General features: G+C 68.9%; 21 protein-coding genes. 15 read left to right on the top strand and 6 right to left on the bottom strand.

What is annotated here, in order from left to right:
* Positions 1-118 precede the first annotated feature (118 nt).
* From BAY61_RS13050 to BAY61_RS13020, 7 genes are all read left to right on the top strand, one after another.
* Positions 119-2,176 carry a hydantoinase/oxoprolinase family protein gene (locus BAY61_RS13050; RefSeq protein ID WP_091797538.1) on the top strand — a complete coding sequence of 686 codons (2,058 nt, stop codon included), beginning with the start codon at positions 119-121 and terminating at the stop codon, positions 2,174-2,176.
* 22 nt (positions 2,177-2,198) lie between these two features.
* Positions 2,199-4,340 (top strand): hydantoinase B/oxoprolinase family protein, encoded by a 2,142-nt coding sequence (locus tag BAY61_RS13045; RefSeq protein ID WP_091797535.1) that lies wholly within the window; start codon positions 2,199-2,201, stop codon positions 4,338-4,340.
* A 28-nt stretch (positions 4,341-4,368) separates the two neighbouring features.
* Positions 4,369-5,622 (top strand): CaiB/BaiF CoA transferase family protein, encoded by a 1,254-nt coding sequence (locus tag BAY61_RS13040; RefSeq protein WP_091797532.1) that lies wholly within the window; start codon positions 4,369-4,371, stop codon positions 5,620-5,622.
* On the top strand, positions 5,622-6,419 hold the full coding sequence (locus tag BAY61_RS13035) for an enoyl-CoA hydratase/isomerase family protein (protein ID WP_091797530.1): 798 nt from the start codon (positions 5,622-5,624) through the stop codon (positions 6,417-6,419). Before BAY61_RS13040 ends, BAY61_RS13035 begins: the two co-directional genes overlap by 1 nt.
* Before the next feature lie 124 nt (positions 6,420-6,543).
* Positions 6,544-6,891: an ArsR/SmtB family transcription factor gene (locus BAY61_RS13030; RefSeq protein ID WP_211323475.1), complete on the top strand. Its 348-nt coding sequence runs from the start codon at positions 6,544-6,546 to the stop codon at positions 6,889-6,891.
* A gap of 86 nt (positions 6,892-6,977) precedes the next feature.
* On the top strand, positions 6,978-7,214 hold the full coding sequence (locus tag BAY61_RS13025) for a hypothetical protein (protein WP_094168489.1): 237 nt from the start codon (positions 6,978-6,980) through the stop codon (positions 7,212-7,214).
* Positions 7,215-7,270: 56 nt separating this feature from the next.
* A complete protein-coding gene (locus BAY61_RS13020; protein ID WP_091798865.1) occupies positions 7,271-9,097 on the top strand; it encodes a phosphoenolpyruvate carboxykinase (GTP) in 1,827 nt (608 codons plus the stop codon).
* A 6-nt stretch (positions 9,098-9,103) separates the two neighbouring features.
* On the opposite strand, the gene BAY61_RS13015 is transcribed toward BAY61_RS13020, so the two are convergent.
* Together BAY61_RS13015 and BAY61_RS13010 are read right to left on the bottom strand one after the other, a co-directional pair.
* Complete coding sequence (locus BAY61_RS13015) at positions 9,104-9,886, bottom strand: SDR family NAD(P)-dependent oxidoreductase (RefSeq protein ID WP_091797523.1); 783 nt, start codon at positions 9,884-9,886, stop codon at positions 9,104-9,106.
* A gap of 256 nt (positions 9,887-10,142) precedes the next feature.
* Positions 10,143-11,141 carry an arsenic resistance protein gene (locus BAY61_RS13010; protein ID WP_245866060.1) on the bottom strand — a complete coding sequence of 333 codons (999 nt, stop codon included), beginning with the start codon at positions 11,139-11,141 and terminating at the stop codon, positions 10,143-10,145.
* Positions 11,142-11,266: 125 nt separating this feature from the next.
* On the opposite strand from BAY61_RS13010, the gene BAY61_RS13005 reads away from it, so the two are divergent.
* Both BAY61_RS13005 and BAY61_RS13000 read left to right on the top strand, forming a co-directional pair.
* Positions 11,267-11,608 (top strand): YciI family protein, encoded by a 342-nt coding sequence (locus tag BAY61_RS13005; RefSeq protein WP_091797520.1) that lies wholly within the window; start codon positions 11,267-11,269, stop codon positions 11,606-11,608.
* Positions 11,609-11,619: 11 nt separating this feature from the next.
* Entirely contained in the window at positions 11,620-12,828 is a 1,209-nt protein-coding gene (locus tag BAY61_RS13000) for an RNA polymerase sigma factor (RefSeq protein ID WP_245866058.1), read from the top strand.
* Here BAY61_RS13000 and BAY61_RS12995 read toward each other — a convergent pair.
* Positions 12,825-13,505 (bottom strand): TetR/AcrR family transcriptional regulator, encoded by a 681-nt coding sequence (locus tag BAY61_RS12995; protein WP_091797517.1) that lies wholly within the window; start codon positions 13,503-13,505, stop codon positions 12,825-12,827. The genes BAY61_RS13000 and BAY61_RS12995 overlap by 4 nt on opposite strands.
* A 66-nt stretch (positions 13,506-13,571) precedes the next feature.
* On the opposite strand from BAY61_RS12995, the gene BAY61_RS12990 reads away from it, so the two are divergent.
* On the top strand, positions 13,572-14,681 hold the full coding sequence (locus BAY61_RS12990) for an FAD-dependent oxidoreductase (protein ID WP_091797514.1): 1,110 nt from the start codon (positions 13,572-13,574) through the stop codon (positions 14,679-14,681).
* A gap of 10 nt (positions 14,682-14,691) precedes the next feature.
* Here BAY61_RS12990 and BAY61_RS12985 read toward each other — a convergent pair whose 3' ends face one another.
* A complete protein-coding gene (locus tag BAY61_RS12985; protein ID WP_091797511.1) occupies positions 14,692-15,714 on the bottom strand; it encodes a zinc-dependent alcohol dehydrogenase family protein in 1,023 nt (340 codons plus the stop codon).
* A gap of 182 nt (positions 15,715-15,896) precedes the next feature.
* Between BAY61_RS12985 and BAY61_RS12980 the strand changes: the two genes are divergently transcribed.
* Genes BAY61_RS12980 through BAY61_RS12970 form a run of 3 tightly spaced genes read left to right on the top strand, consistent with a single transcriptional unit; the run spans position 15,897 to position 18,443 of the window.
* The gene (locus tag BAY61_RS12980) at positions 15,897-17,144 is read left to right on the top strand and encodes an outer membrane protein assembly factor BamB family protein (RefSeq protein WP_091797508.1); all 1,248 of its coding nucleotides are present in this window, start codon (positions 15,897-15,899) and stop codon (positions 17,142-17,144) included.
* A gap of 7 nt (positions 17,145-17,151) precedes the next feature.
* Complete coding sequence (locus BAY61_RS12975) at positions 17,152-17,505, top strand: BlaI/MecI/CopY family transcriptional regulator (RefSeq protein ID WP_091797505.1); 354 nt, start codon at positions 17,152-17,154, stop codon at positions 17,503-17,505.
* The gene (locus BAY61_RS12970; RefSeq protein ID WP_091797501.1) at positions 17,502-18,443 is read left to right on the top strand and encodes a M56 family metallopeptidase; all 942 of its coding nucleotides are present in this window, start codon (positions 17,502-17,504) and stop codon (positions 18,441-18,443) included. The genes BAY61_RS12975 and BAY61_RS12970 overlap by 4 nt, the downstream gene beginning before the upstream one ends.
* On the opposite strand, the gene BAY61_RS12965 is transcribed toward BAY61_RS12970, so the two are convergent.
* The gene (locus BAY61_RS12965; RefSeq protein ID WP_091797498.1) at positions 18,419-18,916 is read right to left on the bottom strand and encodes a hypothetical protein; all 498 of its coding nucleotides are present in this window, start codon (positions 18,914-18,916) and stop codon (positions 18,419-18,421) included. The two genes, BAY61_RS12970 and BAY61_RS12965, sit on opposite strands and share 25 nt — an antisense overlap.
* A gap of 75 nt (positions 18,917-18,991) precedes the next feature.
* On the opposite strand from BAY61_RS12965, the gene BAY61_RS12960 reads away from it, so the two are divergent.
* Together BAY61_RS12960 and BAY61_RS12955 are read left to right on the top strand one after the other, a co-directional pair.
* On the top strand, positions 18,992-19,717 hold the full coding sequence (locus BAY61_RS12960) for a DsbA family protein (protein WP_091797495.1): 726 nt from the start codon (positions 18,992-18,994) through the stop codon (positions 19,715-19,717).
* The gene (locus BAY61_RS12955; RefSeq protein WP_091797492.1) at positions 19,714-20,541 is read left to right on the top strand and encodes a cytochrome c biogenesis CcdA family protein; all 828 of its coding nucleotides are present in this window, start codon (positions 19,714-19,716) and stop codon (positions 20,539-20,541) included. Before BAY61_RS12960 ends, BAY61_RS12955 begins: the two co-directional genes overlap by 4 nt.
* A 15-nt stretch (positions 20,542-20,556) precedes the next feature.
* Here BAY61_RS12955 and BAY61_RS12950 read toward each other — a convergent pair whose 3' ends face one another.
* Positions 20,557-21,606: a Gfo/Idh/MocA family protein gene (locus BAY61_RS12950; RefSeq protein ID WP_091798857.1), complete on the bottom strand. Its 1,050-nt coding sequence runs from the start codon at positions 21,604-21,606 to the stop codon at positions 20,557-20,559.
* Between the last annotated feature and the right edge of the window lie 104 nt (positions 21,607-21,710).

The following is a 21,710-nucleotide window of genomic DNA, read 5'->3' as shown; positions in this document are numbered from 1 at the left end:
GCTCCTACGGTCCACATCAGCGGGCCGGAACGAGGTCTCCGCGAAACCCAAGTTTCGTGCTTACCATCCCGTCAGCCCGCCACGAACCACACCGACGCAGTCAAAGGAGACAGCGAGCATGACGCTTCACGTGGGCATCGACGTCGGTGGCACGTTCACCGACGCCGTCGCGATCGTCGACGGGCGCACGATCCGAGGAAAGGCGTTCTCGACCAAGGACGTGACCACGGGCATTCTCGGCGCGCTGAGCGTGCTGCGGGAACGCGCGGGAATGCCGGAGGCCGAGTTCTTCGCGGCGGTGGACCGGTTCGTCCTCGGCAACACCATCGTCACCAACGCCGTCGACGAGCAGAAATACGCCGCGGTGGGGCTGCTGACCACCCAGGGCTTCCGCGACACCCTGCGCATCGCCCGCTCGGCCCGCACCGACGAGCGCGACCCGCACAAGATGTCGCCGCCCCCCGACATCGTGGAGCGCGGCCGCATCGTCGAGGTCGCGGAGCGGGTCGACGCGCACGGCGCCGTGCTCGTCCCGATCACCGAGGAGGCGATCGCCACCGCCGTGAACGCGGTGCTGGCAGGCGGCGCGGAGACCATCGCCGTCTGTCTACTGTGGTCATTCCGCAACGCCGTCCACGAACAGGCGATCGGCGACTACCTCGACAAGCACCACCCCGACGTCCCTTACACGCTCTCCAGCAGGCTGACGCCGGTCTACCGGGAGTACGAGCGCATGGTCACCACCGCGCTGGACGCGGCGGTGAAGCCGATCGTGGCCTCGCACTTCGACCAGCTCGCCGACGAGCTGCGGAGCAGAGGGCTGCGGGCCCGGGTGCAGATCATGCAGGTGCACGGCGGCTTCCTTTCGGTGGAGGAGACCGGAAAAGCCCCGATCTCGATGTTCAACTCCGGTCCGGTCGGCGGGGTCACCGGCGCGCGGCTGCTCGGCAAGCAGCTCGGCCGAACCCGGGTGCTGACCGCGGACATGGGCGGCACGAGCCTCGACGCGGCGGCGATCATCGACGACGAACTGAGGCTGTTGCCCCGCGCCGAGATCGGCGGCCTGCCAACGAGCCTGACCGCCGTGGACATCGAGACCATCGGCGCGGGCGGCGGCAGTCTCGCCTGGCTCGACGGGCGGAACCTGCTGCGCGTCGGCCCGCACAGCGCGGGCTCGACGCCTGGCCCGGCGTGCTACGGAAAGGGCGGCACCCGGCCCGCGGTCACCGACGCCGCGCTCGTACTCGGGCTGATCAACCCCGACTACTACCTCGGCGGCACCGTGCCCCTCTATGTGGACCAGGCCCGCGCCGCCCTGCGCAAGCACGTGGCCGAGCCGCTGGGTATCACCGAGGAGGCCGCGGCCGAAGGCGTGTACCGGCTGGCGACCTCGCAGATGTCCAACGCGCTGCGCAAGATCACGGTGAACAGAGGCCACGACCCGCGCGAGTTCACCCTCGTGGGCTTCGGCGGCGCGTGCGGGCTGTTCGCGGCGGCCATCGCCGCCGAGGCCGGGGTCCGCGAGGTCGTGATCCCGCGCAACGCCGCGGTGTTCTCCGCCCACGGGCTCCGGCACGCCGACTCGGTGTTCTCCGCCGTGCAGACCAGCCCGTGGACGATGGACCAGCCTGCCGCCGCGCTGGACAAGGAGTTCGCCGCTCTCGAACACCGCGCGCGAACCTGGTTCGAGACCGAGGGGATCCCCGAGGAGCAGCGCGAGTTGTACCGCGAGGCGGACATGAAGTTCGTCGGCCAGATCTTCGAGGTCACCACGCGCCTGCCTGCCGGCACGTTCGGCGAGGCGGACAAGGAGACGTTGCGCGCCGGGTTCATCGCCGACTACGAGGACGAGTTCGGCGCGGGCACCGCCTGGACAGAGGCCGAGATCCTGCTGGTCAACTCGCGGGTCAGGGCCATCGGCCGCAGCGAGGCGCACACGGTGGAACAGGTCGCGGGCGCCGAGGAGGAACCCCACCGGCTCACCCGCCGGAACGTGACCGAGCCGCTCACCGGCACCCACGCCGAGATCGACATCCACCGCGGGTTCGGCGCGCTCGGCAAGGCAACCGGGCCGTGCCTGCTTGAGGAATCCGACACCACCGTGTACGTGCCGACCGGCGCCACCGTCGAACTGACCGGCGGCGGCGACTTCCTGCTGCGCCTCGCCGACCACTGATCCGCCCGTCAAAGGAGACGACATGACCACGCACACGCTGCCCGAAGGGTTCGACCCGGTCACCCTCGAAGTGATCCGCATGCGCCTCGACTCCATCGTGGAGGAGATGGGCATCGCGATGATCCGCTCGTCCGGCTCCCCCGTGATCACCGAGGCAGGCGACTTCAACACCGCGCTGTTCGACCCCACCGGCCGCATCTACGCCTACTCCGACTACGTCCAGTTCCACATCGGCTCCGGCAGCGTGGCCGTGCAGAACCTGGTGAAGGCGATCGAGGGCGAGCCGCTGGCGCCGGGCGACGCCTTCATCTGCAACGACCCGCACACCGCGGGTGCGAGTCATCCGCCGGACACCAACGTGATCTCGCCGATCTTCCACGGCGGCGAACTCGTCGGCTGGGCCCAGTCCCAGGCACACCTCGTCGACGTCGGTGGCATGACGCCGGGCGGTTTCGCGCCGGGCGCCCACGACTGCTACGCCGAGGCGCTCCGGCTGCCGCCTGGCGTCAAGATCTTCGACAAGGGCGAGCCCGTCGAGTGGGTGCGCAGGATCCTGCTCAACAACGTCCGGGTACCCGTGCTGTTCTGGAACGACGTGCGCAGCCTCGTCGCGAGCAACAACACCGGCATCAGGAGGCTGCTGAGCACGATCGACGAGTTCGGCCTCGACCGGTTCCGCGACTACACGAGGTTGTCCTTCGAGCTGGCCGAGCAGGTCGTGCGCGACCGGATCGCCCGCATCCCCGACGGGGTCTACTCCGGCGAGGAATGGACCGAGCACAATGGACACGTCGACGAGTTGTACCGCGTCGCGTGCACCATGACCAAACGCGACAACCAGATCACCTTCGACTTCGCCGGTTCCGCCGAGCAGACCGACGGGTTCGTCAATTGCAGCTATGGGGCGCTGGTCGGCAGCGTGGCCTCGGCGATCGTGCCGATCCTCGCCTGGGACGTGCCGTTCAACGAGGGCGTCATGACCGCGTTCGACATCGCCGCCGAACCGGGCTCCATCGTCAATCCCCGGCCTCCCGCTCCGATCAGCAACGGGCACCTCACCACCGGCGCCCGCGTCAGCCGCCTCGTCACCAAGCTCATGAACGACGCGTGCCGCGGCAGCGACGACGAGACGATCCGCGGCCGCACTCAGGGCGTGTGGGGCGATTCGTGGACCGGCGGCATCTCCGCGGGCACCACCGAGGGCGGCGACTACTTCGTACTGTTCAACATGGACGGTGGCGGCATGGGTTCCGGTGCCCAGCCCGACCTCGACGGTCTCGACTGCGCCGGGATGATGACGCAGGTCAACAACATGCTGCCCGACGTCGAGATGAACGAGATGCTTTATCCGGTGCTGTACCTGTGGAAGCAGCTCAACCTCGGCAGCGCGGGGCACGGCGCCCATCGCGGTGGGCTCGGTCTGCGCTTCGCGTGGACGCTGCACGGCGCCAAGGAGGTCACGCAGACGGTGTTCGCCCCGAACGCACAGGTGGTCGCCGACGGCTTCGGCGGTGGCCTGCCCGGCGGAGGCAGCGGCCACGAGGTGTGGCGCCGCACCGATGTCGCCCGCCAGCTCGCCGACGGCCGGATTCCCGCTCCCGACACGCTCGCGGCCGACGACCGGGAATTGCTGGCGATCAACCAGCAGTCGGTCACGATCCGCGCCGGAGACGTGCTGGTGCAATGGATCGCGGGCGGAGGCGGCTACGGCGACCCGCTGCTGCGCGCCCCCCGGCTCGTCGCGGCCGACGTCCGCGACGGCTACGTCACAGAGGAGACCGCGCGGCACACCTACGGAGTGATCGTCGCCGACGGCGCCGCCGACGAGGACGCCACCCGGCGAGCCCGTACCGCGCTGCGCCGGGAACGCCTCGGAAGTACCCCCGCACACGAGGTCCCCGTGTCCTCCCCCGCCGGGTCGTCGGCGCCGCGCCGCGACGCGGAGGGCTGGTATGTGCCCGCCAGCGGCGCCCGTCTCGGCACCGGCGACGACTGGCACGGTGACGTCAGGAAGGTCACCCATGTCGCGGCCGAACGGCTCGCCGAGCACGGGGTCCGCGTCCGCCCGCGTACGGAGGGCCACCGCGTGCTCATCGACGAGTTCTACAGCCCCGCCTGCGGAACCCTCCTGGAAACCCGCGTCCGAGTCGACGCGGCGAGCTGACGAATCACCCACGGAAGAAGGGGCCACCATGACCCACGACGACACACTTCTCGGCATGCTGCCTGGCGGGCTGTCCAAGGGCGCGCTGCGCGGCATCGTGGTGCTGGACATCACCAGGGTCGTGGCCGGCCCGTTCTGCTCGATGCTGCTCGCCGACCTCGGCGCGACCGTGATCAAGGTCGAGAATCCGAAGGACCCCGACTACGCGAGGGACTTCCCTCCCAAGCTCGAAGCGGAATCCGGTGAGGAGTTCAGCGCGTTCTTCGCGCAGTTCAACCGAAACAAGTTCGGGCTGACCATCGATCTGTCCACTGAGGACGGAAAGAACCTGCTCAAACGGCTGGTCCGGCGCGCCGACGTGCTCGTCGAGAACTTCCGGCCGGGCACGATGGACAAACTCGGTGTCGGCTTCGACGTGCTGCGCGCGGAGAACCCGCGCCTGGTGTACACGGCGATCTCCGGCTATGGGCAGACCGGCCCCTACCGGCGAAGGCCCGCCTACGACAACAGCGCGCAGGCCACCGGCGGACTGTGGTCCATCAACGGATTCCCCGACCGGCCGCCCGCCAGGGTCGGCACCATCATCGGCGACCTTTCCGCCACGCTGTACGCGGTCATCGGCACGCTGGCCGCGCTGCGGGAGGCGGAGCAGAGCGGTCGGGGTCAGCTGGTCGACGTGTCCCAGCAGGACTCGGTGCTCAGCCTGACCGAGAACGCCGTCGTGTCCTACACCGTCGAGGGCAAGGTCCCAGGCCCGCTTGGCAACGAGCACCCCTTCGTCAAGCCATACGAGCTCTACCCTTGCAAGGACGGGTTCGTGTTCTTCGGCGGCTACACCGACAAGTTCTGGCGGCTGTCGTGCCACCTGTTCGGCGAGCCGGAACTCGCCGACGACCCCGAGATCGACACCATGGCAAAACGGTTCGTGCCCGAGGTCTACGAGCGGCGGATCCGGCCGCTGCTGAACACGTGGTTCGAGGACAAGACGAAGTCCGAACTGGAGGAAATCGTCGGCGACGCCGTGCCGTTGAGCGCGATCAAGGACATCGGAGAGGTGGTCGAGGACCCGCAGATCGCCGAGCGCGACATGATCGTCGACGTCGAGTACCCCGAGTTCGGAGAGCTGCGCATGTTCGGCTCGCCCATCAAGCTCGGTGACACTCCCACCCAGCCGAGGGGCCTCGCGCCGAAGGTCGGCGAACACGCGGGCACGGTCCTGCGGGCACTGGCCGACCTCGACGAGCGGCAGATCGCGGAGCTGCGCGAGAAGGGGGTCATCTGATGGCCGGCATCGCCCTCGACCGCGACGGCGCGATCGCGATCGTCCGGTTCGACCGGCCGGACAAGCTCAACGCCATGACCCTCGCGATGTACGACGAACTCGGCGCCGTCTTCGCCGAGGTCCGCGACGACGACTCGATCGCCGTCGCGATTCTCACCGGCAGCGGCGAGCGCGCCTTCTGTGTCGGCGCGGATCTCGGCGAGTCCATTCCCGCGTTGTCCGAAGGGCGGTTCGACATCTCGGAATGGGATGCCGCGCACCAGAAACACACCACGCTGTTCAAGCCGGTGATCGCCGCGATCAACGGCCTGTGCCTCGGTGGCGGGTTCGAAATAATGCTGTCCACCGACATCAGGATCGCCGCCGACACCGCGGAGTTCGGCCTTCCCGAAAGCGGTGTCGGCGTCGTACCGGCTGGAGGCACCCTCACCAGGCTGACGCGGCAGATTCCCTACGTGTGGGCGATGGAGCTGATGCTCCAGGGCGACCGGATCTCCGCCACCCAGGCACTGCGGTACGGCCTGCTCAACGAGATCGTCCCCGCGCCGCGGTTACTGGAGACCGCCGTCGAGCTCGCCCACAAGCTCGTGGCCAAGAGCGGCACCGCGCTCGCGACGATCAAGGAGGCCGTTCTGCGGCTCGGCGACCTCCCGCAGGATCAGGCATTTCACAGCGAGGCTTTGTACGGGCAGAGGGCGTTCACCTCGCCCGATGCCAGCGAAGGTCTGAGCGCCTTCGCCAAGCGCCGCCGGCCGGACTTCCCTTCCCGCCACGGCCTCACGCCCCGCCCGGACTGAGCGAGGCGGCGGATGGGTCGCCTCCACCTCGCGGAACAGCGGCGCGGGCCGCCATATCGCTTTCAGACTTGCTAAGGTTAGCAAGTGTTGAATCGTGCGATGAGGATCGCCGTTGCCCGGAGGCATGCCGGTGACTAGGCCGCTGTATCAGCTGAAGGCGGAGTTCTTCAAGACATTGGGGCACCCGGCGCGGATCCGGGTGCTCGAATTGCTGAGCGAGCGCGAGCACGCGGTGGCGGAGATGCTGCCGGAGGTGGGCATCGAACCGGCGAACCTGTCGCAGCAGCTGGCGGTGCTGCGCAGGGCAGGACTGGTGACCACACGCAAAGAAGGCTCGACCGTCTTCTACACGTTGACGAGCCCGCAGGTCGCCGAACTGCTCGCGGTCGCGCGGCAGATTCTCACCGGCGTCCTCTCCGGGCAGGTCGAGCTGCTGGAAGACCTGAAAACACCGGCACCGGGCCGGAAGTAGCCGGACACCACCGCTTCACCCACTCCCGCGCCGACTTGGCAGTGCTTCACGCAATCCATGACTTGCAAAAGTCTTTAAATACTAACATGATGTATTCACCGCCGGAAGAAGTGGAGACGATGAGCCAGTTCGCCACAGTTCTGCGCAGCCGCGTCGACGACGCCCACCAGGCGATGATCGCCGCCCAGCAGGCAGGACACGACTACGAAGTCCACCTGCACAGCGCCCGGCTCAGGGATCTGCTCGACCTCGCGGCCCGGCACGACGTCGACACCACAGGCTGGGTCGATCTCACCGCGCTCGACCCCACCGAGACCGCCTGACCACCGGCGTACCGGCACTCGCGCGAACACCCGCCCACCCCGTTATGGAGATCATCGTGACCGCATCCACCGTCCCCGGGCTTGAGCAGGCGCCCACCACTCACCGCGCGCTGCTGGACTGGGTACGCGACGTGGCCGAGCTGACAACCCCCCTCAGGGTGGTGTGGTGCGACGGTTCGCAGGACGAGTGGCGCGAGTTGAGCGTCGACCTCGTCAACGCGGGCACTTTGGTGCGGCTTTCCGGAAAACCCAACTCGTTCCTCGCCGTGTCCGACCCCGGCGACGTGGCACGGGTCGAGGACCGCACCTTCATCTGCTCTGAGAACGAGGCGGATGCCGGCCCAACCAACAACTGGATGCACCCGGTCGACATGAAGGTCCTGCTGACCGAGCATTTCCGGGCAAGCATGGCCGGGCGCACGATGTATGTCATCCCGTTCTGCATGGGCCCGCTCGACAGCGAAGAGCCCAAGCTCGGGGTGGAGATCACCGACTCGGCCTACGTGGTGCTGTCCATGCACATCATGACCCGCATGGGCACCGCCGCGCTGGAAAGGTTCACCGCGCCGGACGGTACCGAACGCGAGTTCGTCCCCGCGCTGCACTCGGTCGGCGCGCCGCTGGCTCCCGGCCAGGCCGACGTGCCGTGGCCGTGCAATCCGGTCAAGTACATCTCGCACTTCCCGGAGGAGCGGATGATCTGGAGCTACGGTTCCGGCTACGGCGGCAACTCGCTGCTCGGCAAGAAGTGCTACTCGCTGCGGATCGCCTCCGTCATGGCAAGGGACGAGGGCTGGCTCGCCGAGCACATGCTGATCCTCAAACTGATCTCCCCCGAAAACGAGGTCCACTACGTGGCCGCCGCGTTTCCCAGCGCCTGCGGCAAAACCAACCTCGCCATGCTGCAACCGGCCCTTCCCGGCTGGCGCGCCGAAACGCTCGGCGACGACATCGCCTGGATGCGGTTCGGCGAGGACGGCAGGCTGTACGCGGTGAACCCCGAGTTCGGGTTCTTCGGTGTCGCACCGGGAACCGGCTGGCACACCAACCCGAACGCCATGCGCACCATCGAAAAGGGCAACACGATATTCACCAACGTCGCGCTCACCGACGACGGCGACGTCTGGTGGGAAGGCTTGGAGGACAGGCCAGAACACCTGACCTCGTGGACGAAGCAGGATTGGACGCCGGGCTCCGGCGACAAGGCCGCCCACCCGAACTCCCGCTACTGCACGCCGATGTCGCAGTCTCCGATCCTGGCGCCGGAATGGGACGACCCGAAAGGCGTTCCGATCTCCGCGATCCTGTTCGGCGGCCGCCGCAAGACCACCGTCCCGCTGGTGAACGAGGCGCGCGACTGGCGGCACGGCGTGTTCCTTGGCGCGACGATGTCCTCGGAAACCACCGCGGCCGCGGCGGGATCGGTGGGCAACGTGCGCCGCGACCCGATGGCGATGCTGCCCTTCCTCGGCTACCACGCGGGCGACTACTTCCAGCACTGGCTAAACATCGGCGAGCGGGCCGCCCCTGACATGCTGCCGAAGATCTTCTACGTCAACTGGTTCCGCAGGGGCGACAACAGCCGGTTCCTGTGGCCGGGATTCGGCGAGAACTCCCGTGTGCTCAAGTGGATCGTCGACCGCATCGAAGGAAGGGCCACCGCGCTCGACACCCCGGTCGGGCGGATACCCACCGCCGATGCCCTCGACCTGGACGGCTTGAACACGCCGCTCGCGGACGTCGACGCCGCCCTCAACGTCGATCCCGGCGAGTGGCGCGAGGAAATCCCGCTCATCGAGAACTGGTTCAAGCACATCGGCGATGACAAGATCCCCTCGGCGCTCCGTGACGAACTCGAATCGCTACGCCTGCGCCTCGGCTGAGCACGCTCACAACGCGTGCCCTCCTGCGACCTGAACCACCTGCCCGGTTATCCAGCGAGCCTGGTGAGAAGCCAAGTACACCACGGCATCGGCGATGTCCTCCGGTTCACCGACCCTGCCCATCGGCACGATCGCCCTCGCCTGGTCCAGCAGGTCGTCGGCGATCCAGCCGGTCTGGACGGGGCCGGGGGCGACGGCGTTCACGCGGATGCCCCGCGCCGCGAGGTCGAGCGCGGTGGACCGGGTAAGCGCTTCGAGCGCCGCCTTGGACGTGCCGTAACCGGTCTGGCCGGGAAACGCGCGCGCGGCGTCGGTCGTGATGTTGACGACGCACAACGGATCCTCGTCTCGGCGTGACCGGACCACCTCCGCGGTGAGCAGCGCGGGCGCGACGGAGTTCACCAGGTAATGCCGTTCCAGTGACCCGCGCGTCACCGTGTCGATGGTGTCCGGTGACTCGCAGTGGGCAGCGTTGTTGACAAGGACGTTGATCGAACCGGCCCGGCTCGCGACCTCGCGCACGAGCCGCTCCGCCCCTACCGGTTCGGAAAGGTCGGCGCTGACGGCGAAGGAACCGTTGCCGAGTTCCTCCGCGAGCGTGTCCGCTTCAGCGGCGGCCGGAGTGACGTGCGCCCACTCCGCGCCGCTGGGCGCGGGAAGGTCTTGGGCGAGGTAATGGATCGCCACCCGCGCGCCCTGAGCGGCGAACGCGCGGCTGATCGCCGCCCCGATGTTCCCGGCACCGCCGGTGACAAGGACGGTCTGGCCCGCAAGTCGCGTATTGATCACGTGCGTCTCCTCTGTCGTTTGTGGCCAGTCGAACGAGTGGGGATGAGAAGGACGTCAGGGAGGTGCGCGTGAAGCCGCGCGGCGAGGAGCATCGAACACGAGAATCCTGATGTGCCAGTGGTTTCACCCCACGGGGCAGCACGCCTCCGACATGGGACCGGTCAGCCTCAGGAACGCATTCCGGCATCGTATGCCGGCCCCAGCCGGAGATCAACCGCAATACCGGAGGCACCCTTCGCGTGCCCGCGGATCGTCGCTACCTCACGGTGGTGCGCTGTTCCCGCTCAGCGATCACCCGGGGGACGAGGCGCACGAAGATCACCATGACGACGAGTTCCACCAGCGTCTGCGTGACCACGACCAGCGGGGCGAGATCGAAGCTCGCGGGCAGCGCGAGGACGAGCGGCAGAACGACGAGCGAGTTTCGGGTGGCGCCACTGAACACGATCGCCCTTCGCCCCGGAACATCCAGGCCCGCCAGCCTGCCGGCGAGCGCGCCGACCGGGACCATGACGGCCGCGAACACGACGTAGACCGGAACGGTCAGCAGCAGCGAACCGAACCGTGCCCCGACACCGGCGATCTGCGACGCCACGACGACAGCGAGAGTGAGAACCATCAGTGGCACCATGGCCCCCGTCATGGCCTCGCGCACGCGCGCACCCCAACGGGCGCGCGCGGCGGCGAACTGGGTCAGTCCAGCCGCGACGAGCGGAATGGCGATGATCAGCACGAACGCTTCGACGAACGGCGCGAGTTCGATGGACCGGACGAACTCGGCACCGACGAACAGCCACAGATAGAGCGGGAGCAACAGCATCTGCGCGAGCATGAGCAGCGGCGCCGAGGCGAGAAGGCGTTCTTCCGCTCCTCCCGCGAGACCGCAGAAGACGATCACGTAGTCGATACACGGGGTCAGCAGCACGAAAAGGACACCGACGAGAAGCACGTGGTCATGGGCGACGATCCGCGACAGCACGAACACCACGACCGGCACGGCGGCGAAATTCACCGCGAGGATCGTGACGAGGAACCGCCAGTTCCGGAATGCCTGCCCGATCCTGCCGAACGGAATCCCGAGAAACGTCGCGTAGAGCAGCAGAGCGAGCACCGGATGAATCGCCGTCCCGGCTGGGCGCGCGATGCCGGGAGCAAGCAGCCCGGCGACCGCGCCGAGCGCGAGCCCGCCCAGATACAGCGGTACCTGACGGCGTTCCAGCCAGGCCACGATCGCTCGCATCCGTTCCCCGCGCATGCCGAAAAGGTAGCCGCCGGTGCGATCCTGGTGGCGCGGCGCCTGGGCTCCGCTCCCGAGATTTCCGGTGCGGTGTCGTATCCGGCCTCTCGCCGGTCGTCTTATGGGTAAGGAGGTGTTCGAGCATGAAATACGTGCTGATGTTCTGCGAGACCGAGCAGTGGGAAAAGGACTGGGCGGCGATGGACCAGGCCGGACGCGACGCGGGGTTCGCGAAAGTCCAGGACTGGCTTGCCAGGTACTCGGACAAGATCACCCACAACAGGAAGCTGTCCGACGCGCACACCGCGACCACGGTGCGGCTGGAGGCCGAGGGACCCCTCGTCACGGATGGGCCGTTCGTCGAGGGCAAGGAGGTCGTCTCCGGCTACGTCGAAGTCGAGGTGGCCGACCTCGACGAGGCGCTGCGCATGGCAAAGGACTGGCCCGCGTGCCCGCTGGTCGAAATTCGCCCCGTGCTCATGTGACCGGTGCCGACGTGAACAGTCCGGTGTCCGGTTCCGCCGAGATGGAGCTGGCCCGCGTGGTGCGTGATCACGCGGGCCGGCTCGCCGCCGCCCTGGTTTCGCTGCTCGGCGATTTCGCCGCGGCCGAGGACCTGGTCGCCGACGCGGTACTTGCCGCGCTGGAGCGCTGGCCGGTCGAGGGCGTACCGGAGCGGCCTGACGCGTGGCTGTTCACCGTGGCCAGACGCCGAGGGATGGACGTGCTGCGCCGCCAGGCCCGCTACCAGGACAAGCTCGCCCAGCTGCGGTGGCCGGTGACACCCGAGCCCGGCAACCGGCTACGGCTGATCTTCACCTGCTGCCATCCCGCGCTGCCTCGTGAGTCCCGGATCGCGCTCACGTTGCGGGTGGTGTGCGGGCTGACCACCGCACAGATCGCCAGTGCGTTCCTGGTGCGGGAAAGTACCGTCGCGCAACGCATCACCAGGGCCAAACGCAAGATCACCGACGCTGGTATCCCGTACCGGATCCCGGCCGCCGACGAGCTCGGTGAGCGGCTTGGTGAAGTCCTCGCCGTGGTCTACCTGCTGTTCAACGAGGGCTATCTGGCAAGCGGTAGTGACGTGGCCGAGCACAGGGATCTCACCGAGGACGCGGAATGGCTTGCCGGCCTGCTCGACGGTCTGATGCCGACCGAGCCGGAAGTGACCGGGCTGCTCGCGCTCATCCGGCTGCATCGTGCCCGCGCCGCGGCCCGGTTCGATGGCGAGGGAAACCTGATCCGCCTGAGCGACCAGGACCGGGGGCGGTGGGATCACGAGGCCATCGCGGGCGCGACCCGGCTGCTCACTCGCGCTGCCCTGCACCGCCGTCCTGGGCCGTACCAGCTACAGGCCGCGATCGTGGCCTGTCACGCGGAAGCCAAGACCTGGGCTGACACCGACTGGCCGCAGATCGTGATCCTGTACGACCTGCTGCTGGCCCGCGCGCCGTCGCCGGTCACCCGGCTCCACCGCGCCATCGCGCTGCGCCAGGTGGCCGGAGCCGAAGTCGCGCTGACCGAACTGGTCGCCGTGGCGGGCCCGCTGGATCGCTACCACCTGTTCCACGCCACCCGCGCCGAACTGCTTCGCGAACTGGGCCACCCCGCGCAGGCACGGGCCGCCGACCGCCGGGCGCTGGAGCTGACCAGCAACCCGGCGGAACAGGCCGTACTGCGACGACGGCTCCATAACAGTTAGCGAGCGATGCGGGCCTCGATGCCGTCGAGCACGAATTCGAGACCGGTCCGGAACGTCTGGTCCGCGTCCAGATGCGGGCCATCCCGCACGACCGAGGCCAGCGCGGGAAACCGGCCGGTGGCGAAGGCTCGCTCCAGATAAGGCCCGAACGCGCGCTGCCACTGTTCCTTGTCCAGCCCTGAGGTCCGCTCCGCGCGCCGTTCGGTGACCTCCCTGCGCACCGCGCCGATCACGTACGCGTTGACAGCGGCGACCGCGGGCACGACGGTGTCGAGGCCGACGTCGCCCATCGCGGCCAGCACGGCCTCCCCCGCCGCGAGCGCGTCCGGGCCGAGCTGGGGCCGCCCGCCGATCAGGTCGGCGAACCACTCGTGCCGCGCCGCGGCCTGCCGGATGTCCTCGGCGAGGGAGCGCAGTACGGCTCGCCAGCCGTCTCCGGAAGGCCGGATCTCGGCGTACACCGCGTCGACCATCAGGTCGAGCAGCTCCTCCTTGGTGGCGATGTAGCCGTACAACCGCATCGGCCCCGCGCCAAGCGCCGCGGCGACCTTGCGCAGCGACACCGCGTCGAGGCCGTCCGCATCGGCCAGGCCGATCGCCGCCTGGACGATCCGTTCCCTGCTCAGCGGGACCGGCGTCGGCCGGTCCCGCGGCTCGGGTCGCTCCCACACCAACATGCTGACGACAATACAACGTCACTATTGATACAGTGTATCGATGGATACGGTGAATCGAGGACGATCATGACCATAGCCATAGCCGGAGCCGGCCTGGGCGGCTTGGCCCTTGCCAGAGTGCTGCACGTGAACGGCATCGACGCCGTCGTGTACGAACGGGAGTCCTCGCGCGAAGCGCGCGGCCAGGGCGGCATGCTCGACATCCACTCCGGCCAGCTGGCGCTGCGCGAAGCCGGACTGCTCGACCGGTTCTTCGCGATCGCCCGCCGCGAAGGCCAGGACATGCGGCTTCTCGAACCGGACGGCACCCTGCTGCTCAAGGAAGACACCCCCGATGACGCTCCCCTTGAGCGGCCGGAAGTCGACCGCGCCGATCTGCGCGACCTGCTGCTGGATTCCCTTCCCGACGGCGTGGTGCGCTGGGGACACGCGTTCGAATCCGCCGGTGACGGCGTGCTGCGCTTCGCAGGCGGCGCCACGGCGACCTATGACCTGCTCGTCGGCGCCGACGGAGCGAATTCCCTGGTCCGTGCGCTGCTCACCGACGCCCGCCCGGCGCACATCGGCCAGAACGTCGTCGAGCTCGGCATTCCGGACATCGACCACACGCACCCCGGCCTCGCGGCGATGGTCGGGCGCGGCAACTACTGGGTGCTCGGCGACGGCTTGTCCCTCGGGGCACAGCGCAACGGCGACGGCCGGGTCCGCATCGGCCTCAGCTTCTATCACACCGCCGAGGACTGGCCGGCCACCAGCGGGATCCCGTTCGACGACCCGGCGGCGGCAAGGGCACGGCTGATCGACCTGCTCCCCGGCTGGGACTCGCGATTCACCGCGCTGATCGACGCCTGCGACGACATGATCGTGCCCCGGCCGGTCACCACTCTCCCGGTCGGCCTGACCTGGCCGCCGAGGCCGGATGTCACCCTGATCGGCGATGCCGCGCACCTGATGCCGCCGGTGGGCGAAGGTGCCAACATGGCGCTGCTCGACGGCGCGCTACTCGGCCTGGCGCTGGCCGGGCACCCCGGCGATGTTGCAGCCGCCGTGGGGGAGTACGAACGCGAGATGTTCGAGCGCACCAGTGCCGCGGCCCGGATGTCGGCCGAGATTCAGGAGCTGCTGATGTCACCGGACGCCGCGCGGAAAATGCTCGCGTTCTTCCAGCCCGGCTGAGGGCGGCAACTCACAGGGTGAGCAGCACCTTGATCGCTCTGCGTTCGTCCATCGCCTGGTAGCCCTCGGCGGCCCGGTCGAGTGGCAGAGTGAGGTCGAAGACGATGCCCGGATCGATGCGGCCGGTCATGACGAGATCGATCAGGTCGGGCAGGAACCGCCGGACCGGAGCCGGGCCACCGAGCAGGTTCACGGTGGCGAAGAACAGATCGAGCCCGTCGAGTTCGACGCCGTGGCTGACGCCGACGTAACCGACATGACCGCCGGGACGCGTCGCTCCGATGGCCTGCGTCATCGATTCCTGGGTGCCGACGGCTTCGACGGTGGAGTGCGCGCCGTAACCGCCGGTGAGTTCCTTGATCCTCGCGACGCCCGCCTCGCCGCGTTGCTCGACGATGTCGGTGGCGCCGAACCGCCTGGCGAGTCTCTGCCGGTCGGCGTGGCGGGACATGGCGATGACGCGCTCGGAGCCGAGGTGCCTCGCCGCGAGGATCGCCAGCAGGCCCACGGCCCCGTCGCCGACGACCGCGACGGTCTTGCCGGGACCGGCTTCGGCCGCGACGGCGGCGAACCAGCCGGTGCCGAGCACGTCGGAAGCGGCCAGCAGGCCGCGCTGTTGTTCAGGGGTGGGCTCGCCGGGGACCTTGACGAGGGTGCCGTCGGCGAGCGGGATACGGGCGAACTCGGACTGGGTGCCGATCGAGCCCATCATGACCTGGTGGACGCAGCGGGACTGGAACCCCGCCTCGCAGATCTCGCAGGTGTTGTCCGAGGCGACGAACGAACCGACCACGAGATCGCCGACCCCGACCTCGCGCACGGCGTCCCCGACGCGCTCGACGACGCCGACGTACTCGTGCCCCATCGGGGTGGGGCCGTCGACGTTCTCGATTCCCCGGTAGGGCCACAAATCGGAGCCGCAGATACAGGCGGCCGTGACGCGGATGACCGCATCGGTCGGCTCGATGATCTCCGGGTCCTCGACCTCGTCGACGCGGACATCGCCAGGTGCGTGCAACACGACGGCGCGCATGGCTGCTCCTCACGTTCGGTTCCCTCCCTCAGTAACACGACGTCACGGCTTCCGCACGACTGGAAGCCCCAGTGGGGGTACCGGGAAGGGCGGCCGAGGTGAATGCGGGCGACGTGCTCCCCGTCAGCGGCCGGACATATTTCATCTACTAAGCTAGATAGTAGAAGAGAGCGGGAGGCACGATGCGGCATCGCGGGACCTGGCACGCCGTCGCGGTGGCGGCCGCGACGATCGTACTGGCGGCCTGCGGCGGGCAGGAAAAGGGCGACCTTCCCGCTCCTGCCCCGGTGACGTTGCCGACGGCCGCCGAGCCACCCTCACCCCGCGCCCCGGACGGCCCCGACAACGAACGGCCGCGATGGACGGCGCCCTTCGACGACGTCCCCCGCACGGCGGGCGAGACGTTCATCGGTCTCGGATTTCCCGCCGACGACAACGCCGACCTTTCCATTTCGGGCGTGTCACCGGAAGGGGAAACCCGGTGGGCGGTACGCACGAATCCCTCCTGCGTCGGCTATGGCGTGACCGACGTCGTGGGGACCCCCGCCGCGGTGATACTCGCGAGCGACGCCGACGCCCGCGACGGCACACTCGCCACCCGGATCACGGCCAACGCCTACGACGTACGCGACGGAAGGCGGCTCTGGGGGCCGTCGCCGGTGCCGGGGTCGCTGCTCGGCCCAGGGCTCATCTTCGGCACCGCCACACCGTCGGTCGTCGGCGGGTCTCAGGGCGAGCGCGTCATGCTCGCCGCCCGTTCCGGACAACCCGTGCGGCCCCCCGCCGAGGACGCGCGGCCGCTCTACGAACACCACGGCACCGGGCTGTTCGGCAGCGAGGGCGCGGTCACGGCGGTCGACACGGCGGCAGGGTCGGTTTCCTGGAATTCGGACAGGATCCCCGCCCCACCGGGATTCGGTACCGGGCCGCGCCACGTGGAACTGCTCGACTCCATTCCGGCCTCGTCGGCGAACGTCGTCGCCCTGCGCTGGACCCACCCCGACGAGCGCTCCGCGAGTACGGCACTCCACGACCTGGGCACCGGCAGGCTGATCGCGGATCTCGGCGACCAGGCCGAGCCGCGCACGAGCGTCGATCACCAGGCAGGCGCCGTTGTGGTCTCCGGGCTCGACCAATACCGGACGATCCGCGCGTTCGACATCGGCACCGGCGCCGAATTGTGGCGGGACGACGACGCGAAACCGCTGGAGATCACGCTCGTTCACGACGGCACCGCGCACGGCACCCGTTCAGGGCGTTCGGTCACCATCGATGTCCGCACCGGGAACACGCTGGCCAGCGGCGACTGGCCGGTTCCGGTGGCGGCCGCGGCCGACGTGCTGATCGCGCCACTGCCACCACGGCCGGAGGCAGGACCGTCCGGCCGCACCGCCGGAGAAGGCCCCGACTACATCGCCTACGGGAAGTGACGGACACGTGCACGGTCTCGGAGAACTCGAAGTCAAGGTCATGGATGTGCTGTGGGCGGCGGACGAACCGCTGCGAGTGCGGGAAGTGCTCGAACGCACTGCTCGCCCGCTGGCCTACACCACGGTGATGACCGTTCTGGACAACCTGCACGGCAAGGGATACGTGCTGCGCGGCAAGTCGGGGCGCGCGTACGAGTACACCGCCGCGGAGTCGCGTGAGGAAGCGGGAGCCCGGTTGTTGCGCGAGGTCTTGTATTCCAGCGGTGACACCGAGCAGGTGCTGCTCCACTTCGCCAAGTCGGCGACGCCGGAGGAGACGGACATCCTGCGCAGGGCGCTGCGAAAGGGGAAGCTCTCGTGACACTCGCGCTCGGGCTGCTGGCCGCTGCCTTCCTCATCGGCTTCCTCGCGCCCTTCTACCTCCGGATCGCCGCCACTCCCCTGGTGCGGCCCGGCCTCGCGCTCACGGGCTGGACGAGTTCGGTACTCGTCGTGGCGCTGGCCCTTCCCGTTGCCGGTCTCCTCCTCGCCATCCCTGGAGATTCGGGACTGGACGGCCTCGTCGGCATGGCCGACAGTTGCGTGAACGCGATCCTCGTCCGCGACGGCGTGGCGTGGGCGGACGTCGCGCGGCTGGGCACGGCCGCGGTTCTGCTGGCGCTCACCGGGAGGACGATCATCGTCGCCGTGGTCAGGGTCCGGCGGTCCCGGCGCCAACGAAGGGACCACGTGAGGCTGCTGCGCTCGCTGACCCGCGCCGAGGGCCCCGTGCTGTGGCTTGACGGATCGGTCCCCATGGCCTACAGCGTCGGCGGACGGCGCGGCGTCATCGTCGCGACCCACGGCCTGCGACAGTTGCCCGCGAGTGAACGCGAAGCGGTGCTGGCACACGAGAAGGCGCATCTGCGAGGGCACCATCACGCGCTGGTACTCGCCTGCGACGTCATCGCCGCCGCGCTGCCCTTCATTCCCTTGTGCCGCAGGGCACCCGGCGCGGTGCGCGTACTGGTGGAACTGGCAGCCGACGCGGCAGCGGCCCGCGGTCACGGGGCGGCGCCGGTACGGTCGGCCCTGTTGGCGGTGACGGCTGGGCAGACGCCCCGCACGGCGCTCGCGATGTCGCGGGACGCGGTCAGCGTCCGGCTGCTGTGGCTGGAAAGCCATCGCCCGCGCTTGACGAAGCTCCCGGCCCGGGCGGGTTACGCGGTCGCGGCGACGTTGACGGCGGTACCGGCCGTCGTGTCGATCGCGACCGTCGCGCTGCTGGTCACCCTCTACTGCTTCGCCGTTTCGGGCTGAGGATCGGACGACTCCGGCGACTCCGGCGACTCCACAGCGCAGGATCCAGTGCCGCACGTGCTCTGCCTGCGGCGCTGAATGACGGCGAACGTGAGCAGTGCCAGCGAAATGACCGCGAGGAAGGGCTGCAAGGGTGCCCACAGGCCGAGCGCGCCGGACGTACCGAGCGCGGCGAGCACGAGTTTGTTGCACACGGGGCAGCCCACCGCGAACACGGTCAGCAGAATTCCGCCGAGCGGCCGCCCCTGCCCGCGCGTGGTCGTCGCGGGAAGGGCGAACCACATGACGGTGAGCGCGACGGTGAGCCCGACGACGGGATATTCCCACCAGCGGACGGGAATCTCCCTGGCGAACAACGGTGTGTCGATGATGTCGGTCGGCACCGCCACCACCGCGAGTGCCAGCACTCCCATCGCGGCTGCTCGCGCGAATCGAAGGCCACTCGACCGGTTCGGCTGAACCACTGTGGACATGGGCTCACTCCCGCCTCAACTCGATCTACTACTATCCTACATAGTAGTTAATTGGTCGAACAGAGTGGGAGAACGATGACCGCACGAACGCGGCGAGATACGTCCAAACGCGACGGAATCCTCGTCGGCGCACTGGTACTGGCTGCCCTGGGGCTGATCCTCTATCTCACCATCGGACGGTCGGACGACAGCACGGCGGCGGAAACGCCGCGGTCGGGACCGGAAGTCCCGAACGCCGAGGCGAGCGCCCACCCGCTCGCCGGCCTCGCCAGGCGAGAACCGGGAGATCCCATGGCATTGGGCGCCGAGACCGCGCCGGTGATCATGATCATGTACGAAGACTACCGCTGCCCGTTCTGCGCCAAGTTCACCAGGGACATCGCCCCCGAACTCGTCGAGCGCTACGTCGAGAGGGGCGTGCTGCGCATGGAGTGGCGGGACCTGCCCATCTTCGGTGAACAATCGCTGATCGCGGCAAGGGCCGGGCACGCGGCGGCCGAGCAGGGCCGGTTCTGGGAATTCGTCGACGCCGTCCACGCGGCGGCGCCCGACCGAGGGCATCCCGACCTCACTCCCGAGGCGCTGCGCGAGTTCGCGGCCGAGGCCGGAGTCGCCGACCTCGACCGCTTCTCCTCTGGCCTGGACTCGACCCGCTACGACTCGGCAATCCAGGCCGACGTCGAAGAAGGCACCGGCATTGGCGCCTCCAGCGTGCCGACGTTCGTCATCAACGGTCAGCCGATCCTCGGCGCCCAGCCACTCGACACGTTCGTGTCCGTCATCGACGCGACCACACCATGATCGAGATCGGGCTGCTCGGCGCGTTTCTCGGCGGTGTGCTGAGCCTGCTCAGCCCCTGTTCAGCGCTGCTGTTGCCGTCGTTCTTCGCCTACGCCTTCGACCGGCTGGGGACGCTGGCGCGGCGCACGACGGTGTTCTACGCGGGCCTGCTCGTCGTGCTGGTTCCCCTCGGCGCGGGAGTGGGCGCGATCGGCGCGCTGCTCACGCGATACCGCGGAATCGCCACCACGGTGGGCGGAATCTTGCTCGTACTGCTTGGCATCGCGACGATCCTCGGCCTGGGATTCGGCTCGGCCGCCGCACAGCGGGCGAGCGCCCGGATCACGGTCTCCTCCAACGCCTCGGTGTTCGCGCTCGGCACCGTGTACGCGCTGGCCGGTTTTTGTTCGGGGCCGCTGCTCGGCAGCGTGCTCACCGTCTCGGCCGCGGGCGGCGACCCGGTGTACGGCGGGATCCTCATGGCACTGTTCGCGCTGGGCATGGCCGTGCCACTGTTCGTACTGGCACTGGCGTGGGACCGCTTCGATCTCGGCGGCAAACGCTGGCTTCGCGGGCGGCCGCTGCGCATCGGGCCGCTGAACACCCACACCACGAGCCTGATCTCCGGGCTGTTGTTCATCGGCGTCGGCCTGCTCTTCCTGCTCACCGAAGGCACGGCCAGCCTCGGTGGACTGTCCGGTGTGGACGCCCAGTTCTCGATGCAGGTGTGGCTGCGGGACGTCGCCTCCGCCGTTTCCGACGCCGCCGTACTGCTGGGCGTGGTGCTGGCCGCGTTGCTGGCGCTGGTCGTGCGCATGGTGCGGGCACGGCAGCGCGGTTCCTGACCCGGCGGGTGCCGGTCACCCCAGGTCGGGCACCGGTACCGGGCAGGACCCCTTCCGCAGCGACTGCGCACCGGCCACCCCGACGAGCGAGGCGGCGACGGCAGCGCGAACGCCGATCAGCGGTGGCGCCTTCCGTTCGACGGACTCGCGGAACGCCCGGAGTATCCGCACCGTTCCCTCCGCCGAGCGCTCCACGTTCGTTCCGTCGAGGGACAACGCGGGCGGCACCCGGATTTCGTCGCGGGTCACACCGTCAGGGGTGGCCCATGCCTCTGCCCTTACCCTGACCGACCACGCCTGCTCCCCTTGTCCCCTGACGGATTCGGCAAGGGCACGACTGCCCCGCACGGAAAGCCAGCTCCAGTGGCTGTCCGGTTCGCCCTGAAGAAAACCGTGGCGGGTGACGGCAAGCGCGCCGGTGGAAAGGCGCACCGTCATCACGACCGCGGCCCTCGGGTCGGCCTCGTCGATGGAGAACGCGGTCACCTCAGTCGGCCAGGCATCCGTCAGCGCCAGCACCGGAGAGACCGTGTGCGTGCAGTAGGCGGTGGCGGCGATGCGGCCTCGCCAGTGCGCCGGATCGCCGATCAGCGCCGCGACCGTGTCCGGTGACATGCCGTGCAGATAATCGGCCTCGACGAGGCTCACCCGCCCGACCTCGCCCGAGTCGATCGCCTCCCTGATGAGCCGGACATGCGGATGGAAGACGTAGTTCTCGGCGAAGGAATAACTCGCGGAGGAATTCTCCGCCGCCTCGATGAGCCCGCGACCTTCCTCTTCGCTGATGCACGCCGCGGCTTCCGACAGGACGCTCACGCCACGATCGAGGAACGCGGCGGCCATCGGGGCGTGGGCGTCGAAGTCGTTGGCGAGCACGACACCGTCGAGGCCGCTGGTCAGCAAGTCCTGCCACCGCCCGGTGACCTCGGCCTCCGGAAATCGCTCCTTCGCGGCGGCGCGCAGACCGGGATCCACATCGCACACGACCACCACGTCCATGCCCACCCGGCTGCCCCACGTCGCCAGGTAGAGCCCCATCTTGAGTCCCACCACACCCACTCGCACGCCCATGATGTTCGCCGAACACACCATCGAACCGCAACTCATTTCCCATGTTCGCGAGGCCGGTTGCCATGCGCGAGCCAGCCGCGCCCTCTAGCGTTGTCGCG

It is taken from the genome of Prauserella marina, from assembly GCF_002240355.1.
GTDB classification, from domain to species: Bacteria; Actinomycetota; Actinomycetes; order Mycobacteriales; family Pseudonocardiaceae; genus Prauserella_A; species Prauserella_A marina.
The sequence above is the reverse complement of the archived record's forward strand: the minus strand, read 5'-3'. Positions and strand labels throughout refer to the sequence as shown.

Bases quoted from the DNA above. Each gene is read 5' to 3' on its own strand.
- BAY61_RS13050 (WP_091797538.1), top strand. From the start codon at position 119: ATGACGCTTCACGTGGGCATCGACGTCGGTGGCACGTTCACCGACGCC.
- BAY61_RS13045 (WP_091797535.1), top strand. From the start codon at position 2,199: ATGACCACGCACACGCTGCCCGAAGGGTTCGACCCGGTCACCCTCGAA.
- BAY61_RS13040 (WP_091797532.1), top strand. From the start codon at position 4,369: ATGACCCACGACGACACACTTCTCGGCATGCTGCCTGGCGGGCTGTCC.
- BAY61_RS13035 (WP_091797530.1), top strand. From the start codon at position 5,622: ATGGCCGGCATCGCCCTCGACCGCGACGGCGCGATCGCGATCGTCCGG.
- BAY61_RS13030 (WP_211323475.1), top strand. From the start codon at position 6,544: ATGCCGGTGACTAGGCCGCTGTATCAGCTGAAGGCGGAGTTCTTCAAG.
- BAY61_RS13025 (WP_094168489.1), top strand. From the start codon at position 6,978: ATGATGTATTCACCGCCGGAAGAAGTGGAGACGATGAGCCAGTTCGCC.
- BAY61_RS13010 (WP_245866060.1), bottom strand. From the start codon at position 11,141: ATGCGCGGGGAACGGATGCGAGCGATCGTGGCCTGGCTGGAACGCCGT.
- BAY61_RS13005 (WP_091797520.1), top strand. From the start codon at position 11,267: ATGAAATACGTGCTGATGTTCTGCGAGACCGAGCAGTGGGAAAAGGAC.
- BAY61_RS12995 (WP_091797517.1), bottom strand. From the start codon at position 13,505: ATGTTGGTGTGGGAGCGACCCGAGCCGCGGGACCGGCCGACGCCGGTC.
- BAY61_RS12990 (WP_091797514.1), top strand. From the start codon at position 13,572: ATGACCATAGCCATAGCCGGAGCCGGCCTGGGCGGCTTGGCCCTTGCC.
- BAY61_RS12985 (WP_091797511.1), bottom strand. From the start codon at position 15,714: ATGCGCGCCGTCGTGTTGCACGCACCTGGCGATGTCCGCGTCGACGAG.
- BAY61_RS12980 (WP_091797508.1), top strand. From the start codon at position 15,897: ATGCGGCATCGCGGGACCTGGCACGCCGTCGCGGTGGCGGCCGCGACG.
- BAY61_RS12965 (WP_091797498.1), bottom strand. From the start codon at position 18,916: ATGTCCACAGTGGTTCAGCCGAACCGGTCGAGTGGCCTTCGATTCGCG.
- BAY61_RS12960 (WP_091797495.1), top strand. From the start codon at position 18,992: ATGACCGCACGAACGCGGCGAGATACGTCCAAACGCGACGGAATCCTC.
- BAY61_RS12955 (WP_091797492.1), top strand. From the start codon at position 19,714: ATGATCGAGATCGGGCTGCTCGGCGCGTTTCTCGGCGGTGTGCTGAGC.